Source organism: Cobetia sp. cqz5-12 (assembly GCF_016495405.1).
In the GTDB taxonomy this organism is placed as follows: Bacteria; Pseudomonadota; Gammaproteobacteria; order Pseudomonadales; family Halomonadaceae; genus Cobetia.
Map to the genome: position 1 here is coordinate 3406964 of NZ_CP044522.1, position 19987 is coordinate 3426950.

Sequence of the window (19987 nt, forward strand, 5' to 3'; positions counted from 1 at the left end):
CTTTTGCCCCTCATGCACCTTTCGGATCATTGCGTAAGCGTTAATGTTACCGGTAACTTCCATCCTGCACGACCCACGACGCCTCACACAATACGCCTTTGGGCAATGGCTGATGATCACGCCGTTGCCAGCCGCAAGAGTTCGCCATCATGTCCCCAGATAGCACCCTCGTCCTTGCCGCCCTCGGCGGCATCCTGCTGCTGCTTTACCTCGTCATGCGCCTGCGCCTGCATGCCTTCGTTGCCCTGCTGGTGGTGAGTCTGGGGGTCGGACTGGCCACCGGCATGCAGCCCGACGCCATCATCGACTCCGTCACCAACGGCATGGGCAACACCCTGGGCTTCGTTGCCACCGTGGTCGGTCTCGGCGCGATGTTCGGCAAGATGCTGGAAGTGTCCGGCGGTGTCGATCGCATGGCCAACACCCTGCTGGGGCGCTTCGGCACCTCACGCTCGCAATGGGCGCTGGCGCTGACCGGCTTTCTGGTCGCGATTCCGGTATTCCTGGATGTCGCCTTCATCATTCTGGTGCCGCTGGTCTACGCGCTGGCGCGTCGCAGCGGCCGCTCGCTGCTCTATTACGGCATCCCGCTGCTGGCCGGTCTGGCCGTGACGCACTCCTTCATTCCGCCGACGCCGGGGCCGATCGCGGTCGCCAAGCTGATCGGTGCAGATCTCGGCTACGTCATCCTGTTCGGGGCGCTGTGTGGCCTGCCGGCGATGATCGTCGCGGGGCCGATCTTCGGTCGCTTCATCGCGGCGCGTATCGACGCCAGGATCCCGGATTACATGGGAAATACCGGCAGCGTGATGAGCGACGAAGAGGTCAATCAGCGCGCACCGGGCTTCGGTCTGATCCTGTCCATCGTACTGCTGCCGCTGGCGCTGATCGTGCTCAACACCGTCTCGGGCTTCCTGTTCGGTGATGACAGCCCGCTGGTCGGCTGGCTGGGCTTCCTCGGCCATCCGTTCGTGGCGCTGAGTCTGGCCACCCTGATGGCCTTCACCCTGCTGGGCACGCGCCGTGGCATGACGCGCGAACAGGTGATGGAAGTCGCCACCAAGGCACTTGAACCCGCCGGCATCATCATCCTGGTCACCGGTGCGGGCGGCGTCTTCAAGCAGATGCTGATCGATTCCGGGGTCGGTGACGTGCTCGGCAACCTGATGGCCGACAGCAACCTGCCGCCGATCCTGCTTGCCTTCCTGATCGCCACCGCCGTGCGTGTCATCCAGGGCTCGGCCACCGTGGCGATGATCACCGCCGCCGGCCTGATGGCCCCGGTGATCGATACGCTGGCGCTGTCAGGCCCGGTGCTGGGCCTGGTGGTGATCGCCATCGCCAGTGGTGCCACCGTGCTCAGTCACGTCAATGACTCCGGCTTCTGGCTGGTCAGCCGCTACTTCGGCCTCACCGAGAAGGAAACGCTGAAGAGCTGGACGGTAATGGAGACCCTGATCGGCGTGATCGGGGTCTGCATGGCGCTGCTGATCGGCCTGTTCCTCTAGTTTATCCAGTTCAACTATTTCAACTATTTCAACTACTGAAATCTGGCCTGCCCACGCGGTTCAGCCAGGCTGATAGCGCGATTCATCCGTCAGAGATGCCACCCGCCCGACGGACTCATGAAAAGCTGCCACTTCGAGTGGCAGCTTTTTTGTGGGGTGCCAATCGCGCAATTGTAGATTGCGTTTGTTGCACGCTATTTCCCATTTTGGCATTGCGCCTGAATGGCATCATGCGATCATCCACCCATTCGTCTGCCTTTCATGGCCATGATCCACCGCCCGCTCTGACCGACGCCACAGCGACTGGCCAGAAGACGGCTGCGCATCAGGCCAGTCACTTTTCGTTCGGAGTCCGCATGGACCATAGCCCTGAGACGCCAGCGTCGTCTTCCGCGTCGCCCGCCCCTGACGGCCGCCCTGCACCGTCCTCGCGGCGCCTGATCTGGATGCGCCTGCTGGCGCTGATCATTCTCGCGCTGGCGATCGCCCTCGCCGCCTGGTGGATGAATCATCGCCCCGGTGCGCCGAAGCGTGCCCCCAGCGAGGCGCCTGCGCCCACGGTCGAGGTAGTGACGGTCAGCCACGCTGCCAACGCCCCGACGCTTGAGGGCTTCGGTCGCGTGATCGCCGATCGTCAGACCACGGTCTCCACGCGCGTCAGCGGTCAGCTGGCGCCCTTCCCCGAAGGCATCGAGGCCGGCCGCGAAGTCCGCGAGAATCAGCTGCTGGCCAGTCTCGACCAACTGGATTATCAGCTGGCACTGCGGCAGGCCGAGGCGGATCTCGCCACGGCAGAAGCCAGCCTCGCCTCTGAAAAGGGCGAGCAGATCCGCGCCGCCTCGGAATACAAGACCTTCGGTCGCAACCTGCCGGCGGCCCAGAAAGCACTGGTCCTGCGCGAGCCTCAGCTCAAGTCGGCCCAGGCCGCCGTGGAAAGCGCCCGCGCCAGCCGCGATCAGGCAAAGCTCAATCTGGCACGCACCGAGATTCGCGCCCCCTACGACGGTCTGATCAGCGAGCGTCTGGTCGGCGAAGGCAGTGACCTCAACGCCTTCACTGACCTGTTGACGCTGGTGGCCACCGACCGCTTCTGGGTGCGCCTCAATCTGCCGCAGGCCGACATGGAATGGCTCTCGACCCACGCCCGTGATGGCCAGGGCACGCCGGTATTGCTCTCGAGCAAGGCCTGGCCGGATGGCCAGCATCGGCGTGGCGAAGTGTGGAGCGTATTGCCGTCGCTGGAAGACAACGGCCTGTTGACCCAGGTGATGGTGGCGGTGGAAGACCCGCTGGCGCTCAATGTCTCCGAGGAGGCGCGCGCCAGCACTCCGGCACTGCGCATCGGCGATGTGGTCGAGGCGACCCTGACACCCCAGCGCACCGCCTCGCTGATCGAACTGCCGATCAGTGCACTGCGCAGCGGGCAGCAGGTCTGGGTGCTGACGCAGGACGGTCATCTCGAGAAGCGCTCGATAGGCGTGCGCCATCTGGGCAATGACACCCTGCTGGTCGCCGACGGTCTGGTGGACGGCGAGCGCGTCATTACAAGCTCCCTGAGCAGCGTCGAAGCCGGCATGGCACTGCGCGCACGCGGCGATGCGCCGACGCCGACCGCCCAGGCGGCAGATGCCAAGGCGACTGACGACAAGACCACGGCTGGCGACAAGAGCACCGCGACAGTCGAGAAGGACACGGCGACTGGCGACAGGAACGCCACGGTAGCCGACCAGAACACCACGACCACCGGAAGTGACTCATGACGGCACAGTCGCGCCTCAAGGGCCCCATCCGCTGGATGCACGATCACGGCGTCGCCGCCAACCTGCTGATGCTGTGTCTGATTCTCGGCGGCCTGCTGATGTCCAGTCAGATCAAGAAGGAGGTCTTCCCCTCCTTCGAACTCGAGATCATCAACGTCAGCGTCAGCTATTCCGGCGCCACGCCGGATGAGGTCTCCGAGAGCCTGTTGCAGGCGATGGAGTCCGCGGTACAGGACGTGGAGGGCATCGAGGAGATCACCGCCACCGCCGAGGAAGGCCTCGGCTCGCTGTCCATCGAGCTGCAGGACGGCGTCGAGACCATGCGCGCCTATCAGGACATCCAGCAGGCCATCGACAGCATCACCACCCTGCCCGATGAATCCGATCCGCCCGTCTACTCGCTGGCGGGCCGCTCGCGCAGCGTGATGGAGCTCAAGCTGCATGGCCAGACCGATGACCAGACCCTGCGCAATGTCGCCGAGCGTCTGCGCCTGAGCCTGCTCGACAGTGACGACATCACCAAGGTGGAGCTGACCGGCATCCGTGACCGCGAGGTGCATGTCGCGCTGGAAGAAGGCGCGCTGCGCCGCTATGGCCTGTCGCATCAGGATATCGCCGGCCTGATCGGCAATCAGGCGCTCAACCTGGCCGGGGGTAGCCTCGACACCCAGCAGGGCGAATACCTGGTGCGCTATGAGGCGCGTCGCGACGGCGCCGCCGAGTTCGCGCAGCTGCCGGTGATCTCCAGCCAGGAAGGCAATGTCGTGCGTCTGGGCGATATCGCCACCGTCACCGATGGCTTCGCCGACAGCGACAAGGAAGTGCTCTACGACGGCGAACCGGCGATTGGCCTGGACATCTATCAGGTCGGCTCCCAGACACCCAACGAACTGTCCGCGGCGACCATGGCGATGCTGCCGCAATTGACCGCCAGCCTGCCGCGTGGTCTGACGCTGAGCGTCGAGGACGATGACTCGCTGGTCTATCAGGACCGTCTGGAGCTGCTGCTCAAGAATGCCTGGATGGGGCTGGTACTGGTACTGGTGCTGCTGGGGCTGTTCCTCGAGGCGCGTCTCGCCTTCTGGGTCACGCTGGGCATTCCCACCGCCTTCCTCGGCGCGATGCTGTTCCTGCCGCTGGTCGGCGTGTCCATCAACATGATCTCGATGTTCGCCTTCATCATCGCGCTGGGCATCGTGGTCGATGACGCCATCATCGTCGGCGAGAACATCCACTCGCACCGCGAGCGCGGCGCCAGCATGCGCGAAGCCGCCATTCTCGGCGCGCGCGAGATCGCGGTGCCGCTGGCGTTCTCGATCCTGTCCAACATCGTCGCCTTCATTCCGCTGCTGTTCCTGCCCGGCTTCCTCGGGCTGGTGTTCGGCATCATCCCGCTGGTGGTGATCAGCATCTTCGCGCTGAGCTGGATCGAGGCGATCTTCATCCTGCCCGCACACCTGGGTCACACCAGCGAGAAGCCGATCCGCTGGCTGGCACCGCTGGACCGCGTGCGCCATGGCGTTCAGCACGGCCTCGAGCGCTTCACGCGACGCCGCTTCCAGCCCTTCCTCGAGGGGTGCCTGAACTATCGCGGCCTGACCGCCATCTGCGGCCTGGCGCTGCTGGTACTGGCGATGGCCTGGATGGCCAGTGGCCGCCTCGGTTTCTCGCTGATGCCGCGTGTCGAGTCCAACCGTGCCGGCGTCACCGCCAACCTGCCGGTGGGTAGCCCGATCAGCCAGGACCGCGAGGTACGCACCCTGCTGCTGGACGCGCTGGAGCGAGTCCGCGAGCGCGACGACGCCCCCGCTATCTTCTCCACCAGCGCCGAGATCGAAGGCAACTCGCTGAGCATCATCGCCAACCTGGACACCACGGTGGAGGACAACTGGTCGCCCTCGCAGCTGATCACGGCCTGGCGTGAGGAAGCCGGCACCATCGCCAATACCGATTCGCTGCTGTTCGAGTCCGACATCGGCGGCCCGGGTCGTGGCGCCGGCCTCACCATCCGGCTTTCCTCGTCTGACAGTGGCGCGCTGATGGCCGCCGCCGAGTCGCTGGCGACGTCACTTGAGGATTACAGCTCGCTGTCGGACGTCGACAGCGGCCTGGATGACGGCAAGCGCGAGCTCTATCTGCAGCTCAATGCCTACGGTCGCTCGCTGGGCCTGGATGGCGCCACCCTGGCCAACCAGCTGCGCGGGCCGCTGTCCGGCGCGACTGCCCTCAAGCAGCAGCAGGGCCGCAATGAGGTCGAGGTCAAGGTGCTGCTGCCCGAAGACCAGCGCGCAAGCCTCGCCCAGCTGGAGAACTTCGGCGTACAGACCGGCAACGGCGTCAGCGTCCCCCTGGGGCTGGTGGCCGACATCGAGCAGGGACGCGCCGCGTCCAGCATCCTGCGCATCGACGGGCGCCGCGTGATCGAGGTCACCGCCAACGTGACTCCGTCCGACGCGGTCAGTCAGGTGATCACCAGTCTGGAAAGCGACGTCTACCCCCAGCTGAAGAGCCAGTATCCGAGCCTGAGCATCGGCTATGGCGGGCGTCAGGAGGAGACCGCCGACAACCTGGGGTCATTGCAGGTGTCGTTGCTGCTGACGCTGGCGGCACTCTATCTGCTACTGGCGTTGCCGTTCAGAAGCTATCTGCAGCCGCTGCTGGTGATGACGGCGATTCCCTTTGGCCTGATCGGCGCAGTCATCGGCCATCAGCTGATGGGCTATGGCCTGTCGGTGATCAGCCTGATGGGCATGCTGGCGCTGTCGGGCATCGTCATCAACGACGCCCTGGTGCTGATCGACTACGCCAACCGCCAGCGTCTGGCCGGCGCCACCGCGCGTGAGGCGATCATCATGGCGGCCACGCGGCGTCTGCGCCCCATCCTGCTGACGACACTGACCACCTTCTTCGGCCTGGCGCCGATGATCTTCGAGACCTCGCGCCAGGCGCGCTTCATGATCCCGATGGCGGTCTCCATCGGCTTCGGCATCCTGTTCGCGACGGTCATCCTGCTGATCCTGGTGCCCTCGCTCTATCTGTTGCTGGAAGACCTGCAGCACAACCTGCGACGCCTGCTGGGGCTGCCGCCCCGCACCCCGCGTCAGGAGGAACAACCATCATGATGCCCGCCATCACCGCCTGGCGCTCACGGCTGTCCGTGCGGCTGTTCGTGATCCTGCTGCTGACCAATGTCGTGATCGGCGGCAGCATCTACATGTTCATCTCCCACAGCATGGACAGAGGATTTGCGGAGTATCTGGAGCAGACCCAGCAGGAGCGCATCGAGCTGATCTCGTCCGACCTGGTCAGCGCCTACGCCGCGGAAGGCAACTGGGACTGGATGAAGAGCCGGCGCAACTGGGGGCGCATCGTGCATTCCCAGGCGCCGCCGGACAGATTCGAGATACCGCCGGGCGCCAACCTCAATCGCCCCCAGGACTACATGCTGCGCGATACTCGCGGCCAACGCCTCAATGGGCCGCCACGCCCCATCCCCGGCATGCAGTTCAAGGACCTGATACTGGACGGCGAGAAGATCGGCGAGCTGGGCTACCTGCCGGTGAGTGAATTCCTGCGCCGCGGCAAGGACCAGTATCTGGAGCGCCAATCACGCAATCTGACCACCATCATCCTGTCCTCCACCTTCGCCTCGCTGCTGGCGGCGGCCGGTATCGCCTGGTGGCTGGGCCACCGGGTGCGAGACCTCGCCAGTGGCGCCAGCCGTCTATCGAGCGGCGACTATGCCACCCGCCTGCCGGTGCGCGGGCGGGATGAGCTGTCGCGGCTGGCCGGTGACTTCAATGCGCTGGCGCAGACGCTGGAGACCAACCGCGATTCCCGCCAGCGCTGGGTGAGTGATATCTCCCATGAACTGCGCACGCCGCTGGCGGTGCTCAAGGGCGAGATAGAGGCCATGCAGGACGGTATCCGCCCGATGAGCCAGGACAGCCTCGGCTCGCTGGAACAGGAGGTGGATGCCCTCAACCGCCTGGTGTCGGACCTGCGCCTGCTGGCCCAGAGCGACGCCGGCACCCTGGAAGCCTGGCGCGAGCCGCTGGAGCTGGATGCCCAGCTCAACGATAGCCTGGACGACCTGCGCGGCTGGCTGGAAGACAGCGGCATCCAGCTGGAGACCGACATCCAGCTGCCACTGCGCGTGCAGGGCGACATGCAGCGCCTGCATCAGCTGTGGAGCAATCTGGCCAGCAACACCCGCGCCTACACCGACTCGCCCGGCAAGTTGAAGGTCAGCCTGCTGCGCGAGGCTGCCTCACCCGGGGATGGCGCCGGCCACCCCGGCTGGGCGGTGGTGCGCTGGGAGGATTCGAGCCCCGGCGTCCCGGACGCCGAGCTTGCCCACCTCACCGAGCGCCTGTACCGGGTCGAGAACTCGCGCAATCGCTCCAGCGGGGGTTCAGGCCTGGGCCTGTCGATCGCCAGCGCGCTGGTCAGTGCCCATGATGGTGAGCTGGTACCGGGCCAGTCATCACTGGGCGGACTGCGATGGGACATTCGCCTGCCGCTGTTGTCTACTTGAAACAGTCATTTTCATCTGCAAGGACTCTTGACCATGAGCGACGTTCACGCCGACACCACTGACGCCCGGGCCGAGCCCCAGAAACCGCTGATTCTGGTGGTGGAAGACGAGCCCAAGATCGCAAGCCTGCTGTGCGATTATCTGGACGGCAGCGGGTATCGTACCCGGCATGTCGACGACGGCAACGCTGTCATCGCGGCGGTCAATGACGAGACACCCGCCCTGGTATTGCTGGACCTCATGCTGCCGGGCACCGACGGCCTGACCCTGTGCCGTCAGCTGCGGGCCGAGGACAATCTGCTGCCCATCGTCATGCTGACCGCGCGGGTCGAGGAAGTGGACCGCCTGCTGGGACTGGAACTGGGCGCCGATGACTACATCTGCAAACCCTTCAGCCCGCGTGAGGTGGTGGCGCGCATCAAGGCCGTGCTGCGTCGCAGCCAGGCCCTTGATCAGACCCTCTCGCAGACCTCCGACAAGGGCCAGCTGGTGCTCAATGAGGAAGGTTGGCAGGCGCTGGCCGATGGCAGTGACCTGGGCCTGACCGCCGTCGAGTTCCAGCTGCTCAAGGTGATGATGCAGTCGCCGGGGCGCATCTTCTCCCGCGATCAGCTGATGGACCACATGTACCGCGACCACCGCATCGTCTCCGAGCGCACGGTGGATTCCCACGTCAAGAAGCTGCGCCGCAAGATCGCCAATGTCTGGCCGGAGCGCGACGTGATTCGCTCCATCTATGGGGTCGGCTACAAGTTCGAGCCTGACGTGCTGGACTGACACCCCGCCTCACGCAGGCATCGAAACCTTTCAGAAACATGACAACCGCCGTCTGTGACCACAGACGGCGGTTGCGTTTTTGTTGCACCCGCGGTGCGAACTTGCTGTCCAACTAAGGCGGATACTGTCATCACTGCCCAAGCGAGAGCCATTAACTGCTGCTCAAGCGCGGGTCTACGCCACAAGTGAGGTATTCGTCATGTCCCACAGTCCTGCCAGTCGTGCTCTCTCCCGCACTCGCCTGATCGGTGCCGGCGTACTGAGCGTCATGCTGATGGCATCACCGCTGAGCGTGACCAGTGCCAGCGCCGCCGATGTCTCGCTGAACGTGCTGCTGGATGGCATCAGCCTGAACGTCAGCCAGCGTGCCGCCCTCGACAAGCAATATCGCCACTATCGCCAGCAACGTCAGGCCGCGGAGAGCCATCACGACGCCAAGGCGCTTGCCAAGGCGCGCAAGGCCTACCTGGCCGATGTCGATCGCATCCTGAACGGCCATCAGACCCAGCGCTTCCACCAGCAGTTCGACCGCCACTATCCGGCGAACGCCCAGGCGAACGCCAAGGTGGCGAAGAAGCGCCACCACGGCGGCTGACGGCAACCACGTCTGAGCGCCCCGGGTTGAATCCTGGCGCCATCACCTTGATCAAGGACTCAGCCTCTACAGGATTCAGGCCACAAGATCACGCTGCACAAAGACGACGCAGCAAGCCGTTGCATGTTCCGCCGAAGCGCGTTGCACGCAACCCCATGAAACCTTGCACAATGCCGGCACATTCACTGCTGATAATGCTCTTATCGCTTGATTCCGGCCCTTTACCTAGACACTCGGAGTACGCCATGAACCGCATTTCTCGCAAGCTCATCGTTTCCGGTCTGCTGACCGCCCTGGCACTGCCGATGACCGCCATGGCCTCAAGCAACGACAAGCACCATGACGGCGCCGACCGCAAGGAAGGCCTCGACAAGATTCTCGCCAGCTGGCATCTCAGCGATGAACAGCAGCAACAGCTCGACGCACTCAAGCAACAGCAGATGGAAAGCCGCAAGCAGCTCAAGGAGCAAAAGTTCGACTCCCGCGAAGCGCGCCGCGACGCCATCCAGGCACAGCGTGAAGAACACAAGGCCGCGCTGGCAGAGATTCTCGACGAGAATCAGGTCAAGGTGCTCGAAGCCTACTGGGCTGCCGGCAAGCCGATGCACGGCAAGCATGACGGTAAACGTCACGGCGAAGGCAAGCATGCCGACGAGCATGGCGGCGAACGCGGCGGCAAGCACATGGCCGACGACGGCAAGCAGCGCATGCAGCTGATGGGTGCCCTGTTCGACAGCTGGGACCTGGATGATGACCAGCGCAGCGCCCTCAAGGACTCCTTCAAGTCCATGCGCGACGACATGGCGTCACTCAAGGAGAAGGACTTCGACTCGCGTGAAGCGCGCAAGGCCGCCTTCGAGGAACTGCGCAAGACCCAGCACGATCGTCTGGCCAAGGTGCTCAGCGAAGACCAGATCAAGGTGCTGGACCTGATGCACCAGCGTGACAAGCGCGGTCCGAAGATGGCCGACCGTCAGCAGCGCGAAGGCATGAAGGCGCTGCTGGCCAGCTGGAACCTGAGCGATGACCAGATGCAGGCGCTCAAGGAAGTCCGCAAGGAAATGCGTGACGAGATGCATGACAGCATGAAAGAGATGCACGACGACATGCGTGATGCCATGCAGGACGCCGACACCAAGCAGGAGCGTGTCGCCGCCCGCCAGGAAATGCGCAAGGAAATGAAGGAGCAGCGCCTGGAGCTGCGTGAGGAAGGCCGCGAGAAACTCGCAGATGTGCTGTCCGCCGAGCAGCTCGATGCGCTGGAAGCCTTCATGGCCAATGGCATGCGCCATCACGCTGGCAAGCATCATGGTGGCATGAAGGGTGACATGAAGGGCGGCGACATGCAGCGCGGCCCGATGCATGACGACGACCCGTCTGAAGATGCCTGAGTCAGGCCATCACCCGGGCAGCTGAAAGCCGGCTGATCGACAATCCGGCGAGGCAAGAACCGGACGATCGCGTCCCGGACGATCGCGCCCCGGACGATCGCGTCCCGGACACAGCCATTCAGCGGCCCTGCTGACGTCACTTTCGCCGCCCCGGCCACGATTCTGTGGTCGGGGCGGCGTCGTTGTGTCCTTTTACCGACAGCGATTTTCCAGAGCACGACACCGCGCCTGCGAGGCTCTGCCATCGGGCCTCGCGGCGATCTGATCGCGACACGAGGATAAGCGAAAGCGACAGTTGCACTGCCTTTTTCCCCAAAGGGGGGTTATATTTTTATTGAACAATCAATTAAAATAATTCTGCAAGGCTTCGAGCATTACACGGCGTGATGATGTGAGTCGCGTTTTCCTGACTGCTGAGCTCCCCTCCGCTGCCGATCTCGACCGGTGGCAGCACGACGGGATGCCTGCAACCGTCACAGGAAAGCGGACCCGGCAGATGCCGACGAGACTGACGCCTGCCACCCCGGCAACTTCGAGGGAGCAGGCGACGGCGACCGCCACGGGCTCGCGAGCAGACACCGGAGTGACCCGCCCTTCGCGAGAAGGTCGGGTGACGTCCAGGGACGCCGAGTAGACGTTCGAAGTGATGAGAGCAGCACGATGAAGGCCAGGCGTTCCCCAGCGCTCGACCCGCCATCGTGCTTCTGCGGCCAATCTGGCCTGCAGGAAAGGGGCCGCACCGCGGTGCGGCCCCGGCGTCTCTCATGAATTGCCCATCGGCATTTCTTGCTTGCTGCCCAGCGATGCCCCTGCAATCGCATCGTCACGGCAGTCGACACTGCCGCTGCTGCAAGCTCCGCCCCGCGCGTGAGCTGAGCACGGCCCGTGCCGTTCGTGTCCGTCTTTTCCTGCACGCCACCCGCAATGTCTGCGGCTGACGGGCAGCTAAGCACCACGCACGAGTGAAACTTCCCCTGATAAGGAGTTGCTCATGCAGAAACCTGCTTCCGCCGAGAACGCCACGCCGTCCTCGAGTCGTATCAACCCGACGGTCTTCTACGGATCGATCATCGGTATCCTCGCCTTCCTGGCCTTCGCGATGCTGTTCACCGAACAGGCTGACGCCTGGATCGGCAGCGCCCTGAGCTGGACCATTGATACCTTCGGCTGGTTCTACATGCTGGCCATCGTCGCCTATCTGGTCTTCGGGGTACTGATCGCCTGCTCGCGCTTCGGCCGCATTCGCCTCGGGCCGGATGATTCACGCCCGGAATTCTCACTGCTGTCCTGGTCGGCGATGCTGTTCGCGGCCGGTATCGGTATCGACATCCTGTTCTACTGCATCGCCGAACCGCTGTCCCACTACGTGGCACCGGTGACCGGTGACCCCGAGACCCAGGCGGCAATCCGCAACGCCATGGTGGAAACCTTCTTCCACTGGGGTCTCTCCGGCTGGGGCATCTACGTGCTCGCCGGCATGTCGCTGGCCTACTTCAGCTACCGCCACCGCCTGCCGCTGGCGATCCGTTCGGCCTTCTACCCGCTGCTCGGCAACCGCATCAACGGCCCGATCGGCAACGCCGTGGACATCTTCGCGATCATCTCCACCGTATTCGGCATCGCCACCTCTCTGGGCATCGGCGTCATCCAGCTGAACTACGGCCTCAAGTTCATGCTCGGCGTGCCCGAGAACCTTGCCGTTCAGGCCGCGCTGATCATCGGCGTGATGGTACTGGCGACCATTTCCGTGATCACCGGTGTCGAGAAAGGCATCCGTCTGCTGTCCGAGTTCAACATGCTGCTGGCCACCGCGCTGCTGATCTTCGTGCTCGCCGTCAGCGACACCTCGCAGCTGCTCAACGCCCTGGTGCTCAACGTCGGTGATTACATCACCCAGTTCACCGCCAAGAGCTTCGATACCTACGCCTACACGCCGGGCACCGATGAGTGGATGAGCGGCTGGACGCTGTTCTTCTGGGGCTGGTGGATCGCCTGGACCCCGTTCGTCGGCCTGTTCCTCGCACGTATCTCGCGTGGCCGTACCATCCGTCAGTTCGTGTTCGGCGCGCTGCTGATTCCGCTGAGCTTCATGATGGTGTGGATGAGCGTGTTCGGTAATTCCGCCATCGACATGGTTGCCAATCAGGACGTCGCCACACTGGCCACCGAAGCCCTGAACGCACCACAGAACACCATCTACACCTTCCTGGAGCAGCTGCCCTACTCCACCATCACCACCGCCGTGGTGGCGATTCTGGGTATCGTGTTCTTCGTGACCTCCGCCGACTCCGGCGCCCTGGTACTGGCCAACTTCACCTCCATCCTCAAGGACGTGAACCACGATGCGCCGATCTGGCTGCGCATCTTCTGGTCCGCCATCATCGGCCTGCTGACGCTGGCACTGCTGATGGTCGGGGGGCTGAGCGCGCTGCAGAGCGCCGTGGTGATCACCGCCGTGCCCTTCTCCATCGTGCTGATCTTCATGATGATCGGCATGTACAAGGCGCTGATGATCGAGGACCGCAAGGAGAACGTGCGTCAGGACAACAGCTGCGTCTACGAAGGCGTCGACTGGCATGAGCGTCTGGACCACGTGCTCGACTTCGCCCAGAGCGGCAGTTCCGAGGCGACTCTCAAGCGCTCCATCCGCCCGGCCCTCAACCAGCTGGCCGAGGAGCTCAATCGTCGCGGTCAGGTCTCGAGCGTCACCGAAGAGACGCTGGAAGATGAGCCGCTGCCCCGCGTGACGCTGGAAGTCGAGTTCGAGGACGCCTCCAACTTCGTCTACCAGGTGCGTGCGGTGCGCCAGCAGACGCCGAGCTTCATCGACGCCAATGATGACTTCTATCTGCGTCTGGAAGTGCACCTCTCCGAGGGTGGCAGCGGTCAGGAGCTCAACGGCCTGTCGCGTGCCCAGGTGCTCGACGAAGTCGTCACCGCCTACCAGCAGCATCTGGCCTTCGTGCGCCACGATACGGTCAACGAAGCCCCGGCGATGCCGGGCGTGATCGGCAAGTCCGAGTTGGACTGATCGGAGTTGGACTGATCGGAGCTGAACTGAGCCGTCGCTGAGCGCCTGCGCTCGGCCTGCAATGCAAAAGCCCCCGCCGGGAGACCGGCGGGGGCTTTTTGCGTCTTGCCTTGTACGTTTACGGCTTGCGTCCTTGCTTGCCTGCCAGCGATCAGGTCGCGGCGACGGTCTCGACCTGCTGTGCGCCCTTCTTGATCAGCGCATAACCGATACCCGTCACCAGGGTGCCGGCGACGATGGCGCCCAGGTACATCAGCGGCACGTTGATGGCATTGGGGATCAGCAGCACGAACAGACCACCGTGCGGCGCCAGCAGCTTGGCGCCCACCAGCATCGACAGGGCACCGGTGACGGCACCGCCGACCATGCAGACCGGAATCACGCGCAGCGGGTCCTTGGCGGCGAACGGAATCGCGCCCTCGGAGATGAAGCACAGGCCGAGAATGAAGCTGGCCTTGCCCGCCTCACGCTCCGGCTCGGCGAACTTGGAACGCGCGATGAAACTGGCCAGCCCCATGCCCAGCGCCGGCACCATGCCGGCCGCCATGATGGCCGCCATCGGCGCGTAGGTCTCACTGGCCAGCAGGCCGACACCGAAGGCGTAGGCGGCCTTGTTGACCGGGCCACCGAGGTCGAAGCACATCATCGCGCCGAGCAGAATGCCCAGCAGCACGGCATTGGCCGAGCCCATGGACTCGAGGAACTCGGTCAGCGCCGTCATCAGCCCCGCCACCGGCGTGCCGACCACATAGATCATCACCAGCCCGGTGACCATGCTCGCCACCAGCGGGATGATCAGGATCGGCTTGAGCGATTCGATCGACTGCGGCAGCTTGACGAAACGGCTCAGCCCCAGCGCGCTGTAGCCCGCCAGGAAGCCGGCGATGATGCCGCCGAGGAAGCCGGCATCCAGGGTGGCGGCCAGCCAGCCACCGATCATGCCCGGCGTGATGCCCGGACGATCGGCGATGGAGTAGGCGATATAGCCCGCCAGTACCGGAATCATCAGCTTGAAGGCCGAACCGCCGCCGATCTGCATCAGCGCCGCCGCCAGCGTGCCCTCCTCCTCGAAGGCCTTGATGCCGAACACGAAGGACAGCGCGATCATCAGGCCACCTGCCACCACCATCGGCAACATGAAAGACACACCTGTCAGCAGGTGCTTGTAGGGACCGCGCTTCTCGCCCTTCTGCTGGCCGCCCTGACCGCCCGCGGCCGTGGCGGATTCCACCTCGGCACCTTCCAGCGCCTGCTCGATGGTGTCGCGCGGCTTCTTGAGCGCGGTGCCGGTGGAGGTGCGCCAGACGCGCTTGCCGGCGAAGCGGGTCGGGTCGACCTCGATGTCACAGGCCAGGATCACGACCTCGGCCGCGGCGATCTCGGCCTCGGTCAGCGCATCCTGCGCGCCCACCGAGCCCTGGGTCTCGACACGGGTCGGGTAGCCCAGCGCTCGCCCTGCCTCGCTCAGGGCCTCGGCGGCCATGAAGGTATGCGCCACCCCGGTCGGGCAGGCGGTGACCGCGACGATGGACGGCGTGTGCGCCACGTCTCCACCAGCTGCGCTTGCTGCACCGCTGACCGTCGTGCTGACAGTCGCAGCAACGTCGGCGATGTCCTTGGCTTCCAGCACGCGGGCGCGAGCCTCGGCATTGGCCAGGAAGGCGGCGGGGTCCGGCAGCGCCTCTTCGATGGGCGCGACATGCACGCGCTTGCCGACGAAACGCTCGAGACCGGCGCTGGTCATCGGCGACGCCGCGACGATCACCAGCTCGGCGGCGGCGAGCTGGGCATCGCTCAGCACGAGTTCACGCTCGAATTGCGAGCGCATGTCGATGAGGGGCTCCCAGTCGCGACGACGGGCGGCCTGCTCCAGGCGGCGTGCCGCCAGGAAGCTGGTCGCCATGCCGCTCGGGCAGGCGGTAACGATGATGACATTCATGGGCGTGGCTCTCCGGCTGTCGCGACCTCGGCACTGGCCAATGTCTCGATGCTGGTGTGTTGTTGGAGTGTTTCAAGCTCCGGGGCGGCGGGATTGCCCGGCCCCGGGTGGGTCACGGCCTCGGCGGAAAGCGCCGTGGCATGACGCAGAATCCGTTCACGCATGGCCGCCGTGGGTGTCGGATGGCAGAGCACCCCATGCAGCATGGCGGCCAGCAGGGTATCACCGGCACACACGGTACTGACCACTCGCATGCGCGGCGGGCGTGCCCGCAGTGTCTCGGCGCCGGGGCTTGCCCACAGCACGCCTTCCGGACCGGCAGAGATCAGCGCCTGCTCTATGCCGTGCGCGACCAGACTCGCCAGCGCGCGCTGACGGGCAGCGTCGGTCTCCAGTGGCTCGCCCGCCCACAGCGCCAGTTCCTGCTCGTTGGGCTTCACGCCGCTGGGCGGCACCGCCAGACCGGCTTCCAGCGCCGTGCCGCTGGTGTCCAGCCAGCAGGCAATGCGGCGTGTACGCACCCGCTGCACCAGGCTCGCCAGCTGCTCGCTGCTGACGCCCGGCGGCAGGCTACCGGCGATGACGACGGCACAGCGCTCTGGGCTACCCTCGGCGTGCTGGTGATCGATCCAGTCATCGATGCGTGCCTCGAGCCGCGTGAAGGCGGCCTCATCGACCTGCATGCCCGCGCCGTTGATATCGGTGACGCGACCACTGGCCTCACCGAGCTTGACGTTGATGCGGGTGGCACCCGCGACGCGCTCGAAGGCATCATGCAGCCCCCACTCGCTGAAGGCAGCCTCGAAGTCGGCCTGGTTGTCGGCACCCAGAAAGCCGCTCAGCGTCACCGGATGCCCCAGCGTCGCCAGCACCCGCGCGACGTTGATGCCCTTGCCCGCCGCCTCGAGATGGTGGCTGCGCGCCCGGTTGACCTTGCCCGGCACCAGGCTGTCGAGACCGATGGTCATGTCCAGCGCCGGGTTGAGCGTCACGCACAATACCGGGCAGTCGGCGGCCTGACGCCTCGTGTTGTCACTCATCACACTGACTCCCGCGGGCTGTGTCCATCACTGTGCGCATTACTGTCCGCATCACTGGCCGCAGCGCCTGACGTGACCTCGGCAGCGGAAGGCCCGCCCTGCTCGAGCAGCGCTTCCAGAGCACTGCGCACGTCTTCCGAGGTCGGCTGGGCCAACGCGACCCGCGCCTGCTCACGCGCCGTGGCCAGGTCCAGCTCACGCACCCGCGCCTTGACCAGCGGAATCTGGCGACTGGACACCGACAGCTCATCCACGCCCAGCCCGACCAGCACGCCGACGGCCTGGTCATCACTGGCCAGTTCACCACAGACGCCGACCCAGGCACCGTGGGCGTGGGCGGCACTGACGGTCATCTCGATCAGGCGCAACACCGCCGGATGCAGGCCATCGGCCTGTGCCGAAAGCGTCGCATGACCACGGTCGATCGCCAGGGTGTACTGGGTCAGGTCATTGGTGCCCACCGAGAAGAAGTCGACTTCCGGCGCGATGCTGGCCGCCGTCAATGCCGCCGAAGGGATCTCGATCATCACGCCGACCTGCACGTCGCGCACCGGCGGCTGACCATGTTCAGCCGCGTAGGCGGCGTCCAGCTCGGCACGCACGCGATCGACGATGGCACGCGCGCCACGCAGTTCGGCCAGGTCCTTGACCATCGGGAACATCAGGCGAATCGGCCGTGCACCGGCGGCCGTCAGCAGCGCGCGCACCTGTGTCTCGAGCACTTCCGGACGCGTCAGCGCCAGACGGATGCCGCGCAGGCCCAGGAAAGGATTGTCCTCACGGGGCAGCGGCCAGTACGGCAGCGGCTTGTCGCCGCCGACATCCAGCGTGCGTGCCACCAGCGGTCGACCTTCGAGGGCATCCAGTGCCTCACCGTACTGGGCGGTCTGGGTGGCGAGATCCGGCGCCTGCGGGTGCGCCATGAACACGAATTCGGTGCGCAGCAGACCGACACCCTCGGCACCGCGCTCGACGGCATCACCGGCGTGGGCGGTGTTGCCCAGATTGGCGACCACCTCGACATGATGGCCATCCAGGGTCGTGGCGGGCGCCATGCGCGACTCCCAGGCAGCGGCCTGGCGCTGCTCATGCCCGGCGATCGCCTCCTCGGCGCGCGCACGGCGACTGGCAGAGGGCATCACGCTGACGCGGCCTCGTTCACCATCGACGATCAGTTCGCTGCCATCGGCGATCGCCAGCACGCTCGGGCCAGCCCCGACCACCGCCGGGATGCCCAGCGAGCGCGCCAGAATCGCGCTGTGCGAGGTCGCCCCGCCCAGCGCCGTGACCAGGCCACGCACGCGAGTGGTATCCAGGCGTGCCACATCCGACGGGCCGATGTCCTCGGTCACCAGCACATGTGGTGTCTCGGGGGCGCTGGGCAGCGGCGTATCGGTCAGCACGCCGAGCACACGCCGGCCGACATCGCGCAGGTCGGCGGCGCGTTCGGCCAACAGGCGATCGGCGAGGTTCTCCTGAGCGCTGGCGGCACTGTCGATGGCCGACCACCAGGCCGCTTCGGCGCTGTGGCCTTCATCGAGGCTCTCGCGCGCCGCGGCAAACAGCTCCGGATCGCCGAGCATCTCCTCGTGCATCGAGAGAATCTCGGCCATCTCGGCGCCTTCAGCGCGATTGACCAGCGCCAGCAACTGCTCGCGGGCGGTCTGGATACTGATCACCAGGCGCTCGGCCTCACGATCGGCGCCGGCATCGCTGCGCGTCTCATAGACGAAGCGCGGCAGGCGCATCACCCAACACGGCGCGATGGCCATGCCTGGTGAGGCGGCCACCGCGGGCACCACGCTATCGGCGGCAGGAGCGGCCTGCTGAGGGTCACTGGCGGCTTGCTGCTCGCTGGCCTCCAGCGGCGTGGCGGCGTCCGCACGCCAATCGGCCAGCGGCTCCACCGCTTCCCCGAGACCGGCCTGCACCGCACTCACCATCATGCCCAGCGCTGCCTGGTTGGCCGCCGAGTCATCGCCGGAGGCACTGAAGATCAGCGTCTGGCCGCGGCGTGCCCCCAGCCCCAGCACCTTGGTCAGACTGGCAGCACTGATCACACCGCTGTCATCGCCTTCCAGTCGCAGCGCCGGAATGACGCCATGCCGCTCTCCGGCTTCGCGCGCCGCCTGCACCAGCTGCTTGGCCGGACGCGCATGCAGGCCGTGGGCGTTGAGCAACACGACCTGGGCAAGCTGCGCCGTGGCGGATTCCCCCGACAGCCGCGCCAGCAAGGCACTGGCCGACAGGCCCGGCAGGCTTTCCCCCGCGCCCTCTTCCAGCAGCGTCAGCAGGCTTTCCAGCAACGGCTGATGCTGGCCCTCCCGGGCATCGACTGCCAGACAGGCCAGCGCAGTGATGCGTCCGTGGCGCGTCTCCAGTGCCTTCTCCGGCGTGACGATGGCCAGCGCCGAGCGGGAGACATCCTGCTGCGATTGCGCCAGCCACACGCCCTGCCCCAATGCCACCGGTTGGGCGGCGAGCATGGCCGAGATGAAACCATCGCTGACACAGCCGGCCTGGCGCAGGCGCGCGGCCCCCGCCAGCACCAGCTCATCACGATCGCGCGCGGGGAAGCCGCACAGCAGCGTCTCGGCATCCAGCCGCGGCGGTACCACCTCGCGGCCCAGCTCGCTCAGCACTTCCTCGGCGGTAGTCGCAGAGGCCAGGCGCTCACTGACGCCGTCGCGATCGAGCACACGCGTCAGCGCGCGCAGGATGTCGAGATGCTCATCGGACTGTGCCGCGATGGTCACCAGCAGGAAGACGCGATTGCCATCGTGCCACTCCACGCCCTGCGGAAACTGCAGGACACGCACCCCGGTGGCCAGCACGGCCTCGCGGCTATCCGGCGTGCCGTGGGGAATCGCGATTCCCTGCCCCAGGTAGGTGGAAGACTGGGCTTCGCGCGCCAGCAGGCCCTCACGGTAGTCGGGCGTGGCGCGCCCACCGGCGACCAGAGCATCGGCGGCCTGTTGCAAGGCATCGCGCCAGTCGCTGGCATGGGCGGCGAGAAGGATATCCTCGCGATCAAGACTGAGCATGGCTGGCTCCTTGAGGCTCCCTTCTGATGAGGAGCCTGGATGTTGGCGGTGCGCTGCAAGCGTGTCTTTCAGCTGCGCGACACGTCACTTGGCGAGTTCCGACAGGGTAGCGGCGTCATGGCGTGATGACGAGCGTGCTGAATCGTGTCACCTCAATGGGACTCATGCTGGCCGTTTTCTTGCGCCCGATCAAGCGAACACAAACCGAAAACGTGCTTCTGGTGACTAGACATTGGGCGTAGAGCCGCCTGTGGCGCGGGCTCGAGAGGCGTCGAGCGAGGCATGCCCGGCGCAGAGAGGATTTGCACCCGAGCCCACAAGTGCGCATCATTCCTCGCACATGGAGCACGCAGATCCCGTTCCCC

The 19987-nt window shown here is 65.5% G+C and carries 11 protein-coding genes; 8 read left to right on the plus strand and 3 right to left on the minus strand.

The window, feature by feature from the left end; all coding sequences use genetic code 11:
* The first annotated feature begins 149 nt into the window (after nt 1–149).
* The 8 genes from F8A90_RS14230 to betT all read left to right on the plus strand — a co-directional run bounded on the left by F8A90_RS14230 (nt 150) and on the right by betT (nt 13599).
* Nucleotides 150–1508, plus strand: a complete 1359-nt coding sequence (locus F8A90_RS14230) for a GntP family permease (protein WP_200017539.1) — start codon at nt 150–152, stop codon at nt 1506–1508.
* Nucleotides 1509–1864: 356 nt separating this feature from the next.
* The gene (locus F8A90_RS14235; protein ID WP_200017540.1) at nt 1865–3268 is read left to right on the plus strand and encodes an efflux RND transporter periplasmic adaptor subunit; all 1404 of its coding nucleotides are present in this window, start codon (nt 1865–1867) and stop codon (nt 3266–3268) included.
* The gene (locus F8A90_RS14240; protein WP_233593344.1) at nt 3265–6390 is read left to right on the plus strand and encodes an efflux RND transporter permease subunit; all 3126 of its coding nucleotides are present in this window, start codon (nt 3265–3267) and stop codon (nt 6388–6390) included. Before F8A90_RS14235 ends, F8A90_RS14240 begins: the two co-directional genes overlap by 4 nt.
* Nucleotides 6387–7805, plus strand: coding sequence for an ATP-binding protein (locus F8A90_RS14245; RefSeq protein ID WP_166019993.1), 1419 nt, complete (start codon nt 6387–6389; stop codon nt 7803–7805). The genes F8A90_RS14240 and F8A90_RS14245 overlap by 4 nt, the downstream gene beginning before the upstream one ends.
* Before the next feature lie 33 nt (nt 7806–7838).
* Nucleotides 7839–8582 carry a response regulator gene (locus F8A90_RS14250; protein WP_166019994.1) on the plus strand — a complete coding sequence of 248 codons (744 nt, stop codon included), beginning with the start codon at nt 7839–7841 and terminating at the stop codon, nt 8580–8582.
* 199 nt (nt 8583–8781) lie between these two features.
* Entirely contained in the window at nt 8782–9177 is a 396-nt protein-coding gene (locus F8A90_RS14255; protein ID WP_200017541.1) for a hypothetical protein, read from the plus strand.
* 245 nt (nt 9178–9422) lie between these two features.
* On the plus strand, nt 9423–10568 hold the full coding sequence (locus F8A90_RS14260; protein ID WP_200017542.1) for a Spy/CpxP family protein refolding chaperone: 1146 nt from the start codon (nt 9423–9425) through the stop codon (nt 10566–10568).
* A 991-nt stretch (nt 10569–11559) separates the two neighbouring features.
* Nucleotides 11560–13599, plus strand: a complete 2040-nt coding sequence (betT, locus tag F8A90_RS14265; RefSeq protein WP_200017543.1) for a choline BCCT transporter BetT — start codon at nt 11560–11562, stop codon at nt 13597–13599.
* Nucleotides 13600–13750: 151 nt separating this feature from the next.
* On the opposite strand, the gene F8A90_RS14270 is transcribed toward betT, so the two are convergent.
* From F8A90_RS14270 to ptsP, 3 genes are read right to left on the minus strand one after another with little or no spacing between them, the layout of a single operon-like run.
* Nucleotides 13751–15538 (minus strand): PTS fructose-like transporter subunit IIB, encoded by a 1788-nt coding sequence (locus F8A90_RS14270; protein WP_200017544.1) that lies wholly within the window; start codon nt 15536–15538, stop codon nt 13751–13753.
* The gene (locus F8A90_RS14275; protein ID WP_200017545.1) at nt 15535–16578 is read right to left on the minus strand and encodes a 1-phosphofructokinase family hexose kinase; all 1044 of its coding nucleotides are present in this window, start codon (nt 16576–16578) and stop codon (nt 15535–15537) included. Before F8A90_RS14275 ends, F8A90_RS14270 begins: the two co-directional genes overlap by 4 nt.
* On the minus strand, nt 16578–19622 hold the full coding sequence (gene ptsP, locus F8A90_RS14280; protein ID WP_200017546.1) for a phosphoenolpyruvate--protein phosphotransferase: 3045 nt from the start codon (nt 19620–19622) through the stop codon (nt 16578–16580). The genes F8A90_RS14275 and ptsP overlap by 1 nt, the downstream gene beginning before the upstream one ends.
* Nucleotides 19623–19987: the final 365 nt, after the last annotated feature.

Bases quoted from the DNA above. Each gene is read 5' to 3' on its own strand.
- F8A90_RS14270 (WP_200017544.1), bottom strand. From the start codon at position 15,538: ATGAATGTCATCATCGTTACCGCCTGCCCGAGCGGCATGGCGACCAGC.
- F8A90_RS14260 (WP_200017542.1), top strand. From the start codon at position 9,423: ATGAACCGCATTTCTCGCAAGCTCATCGTTTCCGGTCTGCTGACCGCC.
- ptsP (WP_200017546.1), bottom strand. From the start codon at position 19,622: ATGCTCAGTCTTGATCGCGAGGATATCCTTCTCGCCGCCCATGCCAGC.
- F8A90_RS14235 (WP_200017540.1), top strand. From the start codon at position 1,865: ATGGACCATAGCCCTGAGACGCCAGCGTCGTCTTCCGCGTCGCCCGCC.
- F8A90_RS14275 (WP_200017545.1), bottom strand. From the start codon at position 16,578: ATGAGTGACAACACGAGGCGTCAGGCCGCCGACTGCCCGGTATTGTGC.
- F8A90_RS14250 (WP_166019994.1), top strand. From the start codon at position 7,839: ATGAGCGACGTTCACGCCGACACCACTGACGCCCGGGCCGAGCCCCAG.
- F8A90_RS14245 (WP_166019993.1), top strand. From the start codon at position 6,387: ATGATGCCCGCCATCACCGCCTGGCGCTCACGGCTGTCCGTGCGGCTG.
- F8A90_RS14240 (WP_233593344.1), top strand. From the start codon at position 3,265: ATGACGGCACAGTCGCGCCTCAAGGGCCCCATCCGCTGGATGCACGAT.
- F8A90_RS14230 (WP_200017539.1), top strand. From the start codon at position 150: ATGTCCCCAGATAGCACCCTCGTCCTTGCCGCCCTCGGCGGCATCCTG.
- F8A90_RS14255 (WP_200017541.1), top strand. From the start codon at position 8,782: ATGTCCCACAGTCCTGCCAGTCGTGCTCTCTCCCGCACTCGCCTGATC.
- betT (WP_200017543.1), top strand. From the start codon at position 11,560: ATGCAGAAACCTGCTTCCGCCGAGAACGCCACGCCGTCCTCGAGTCGT.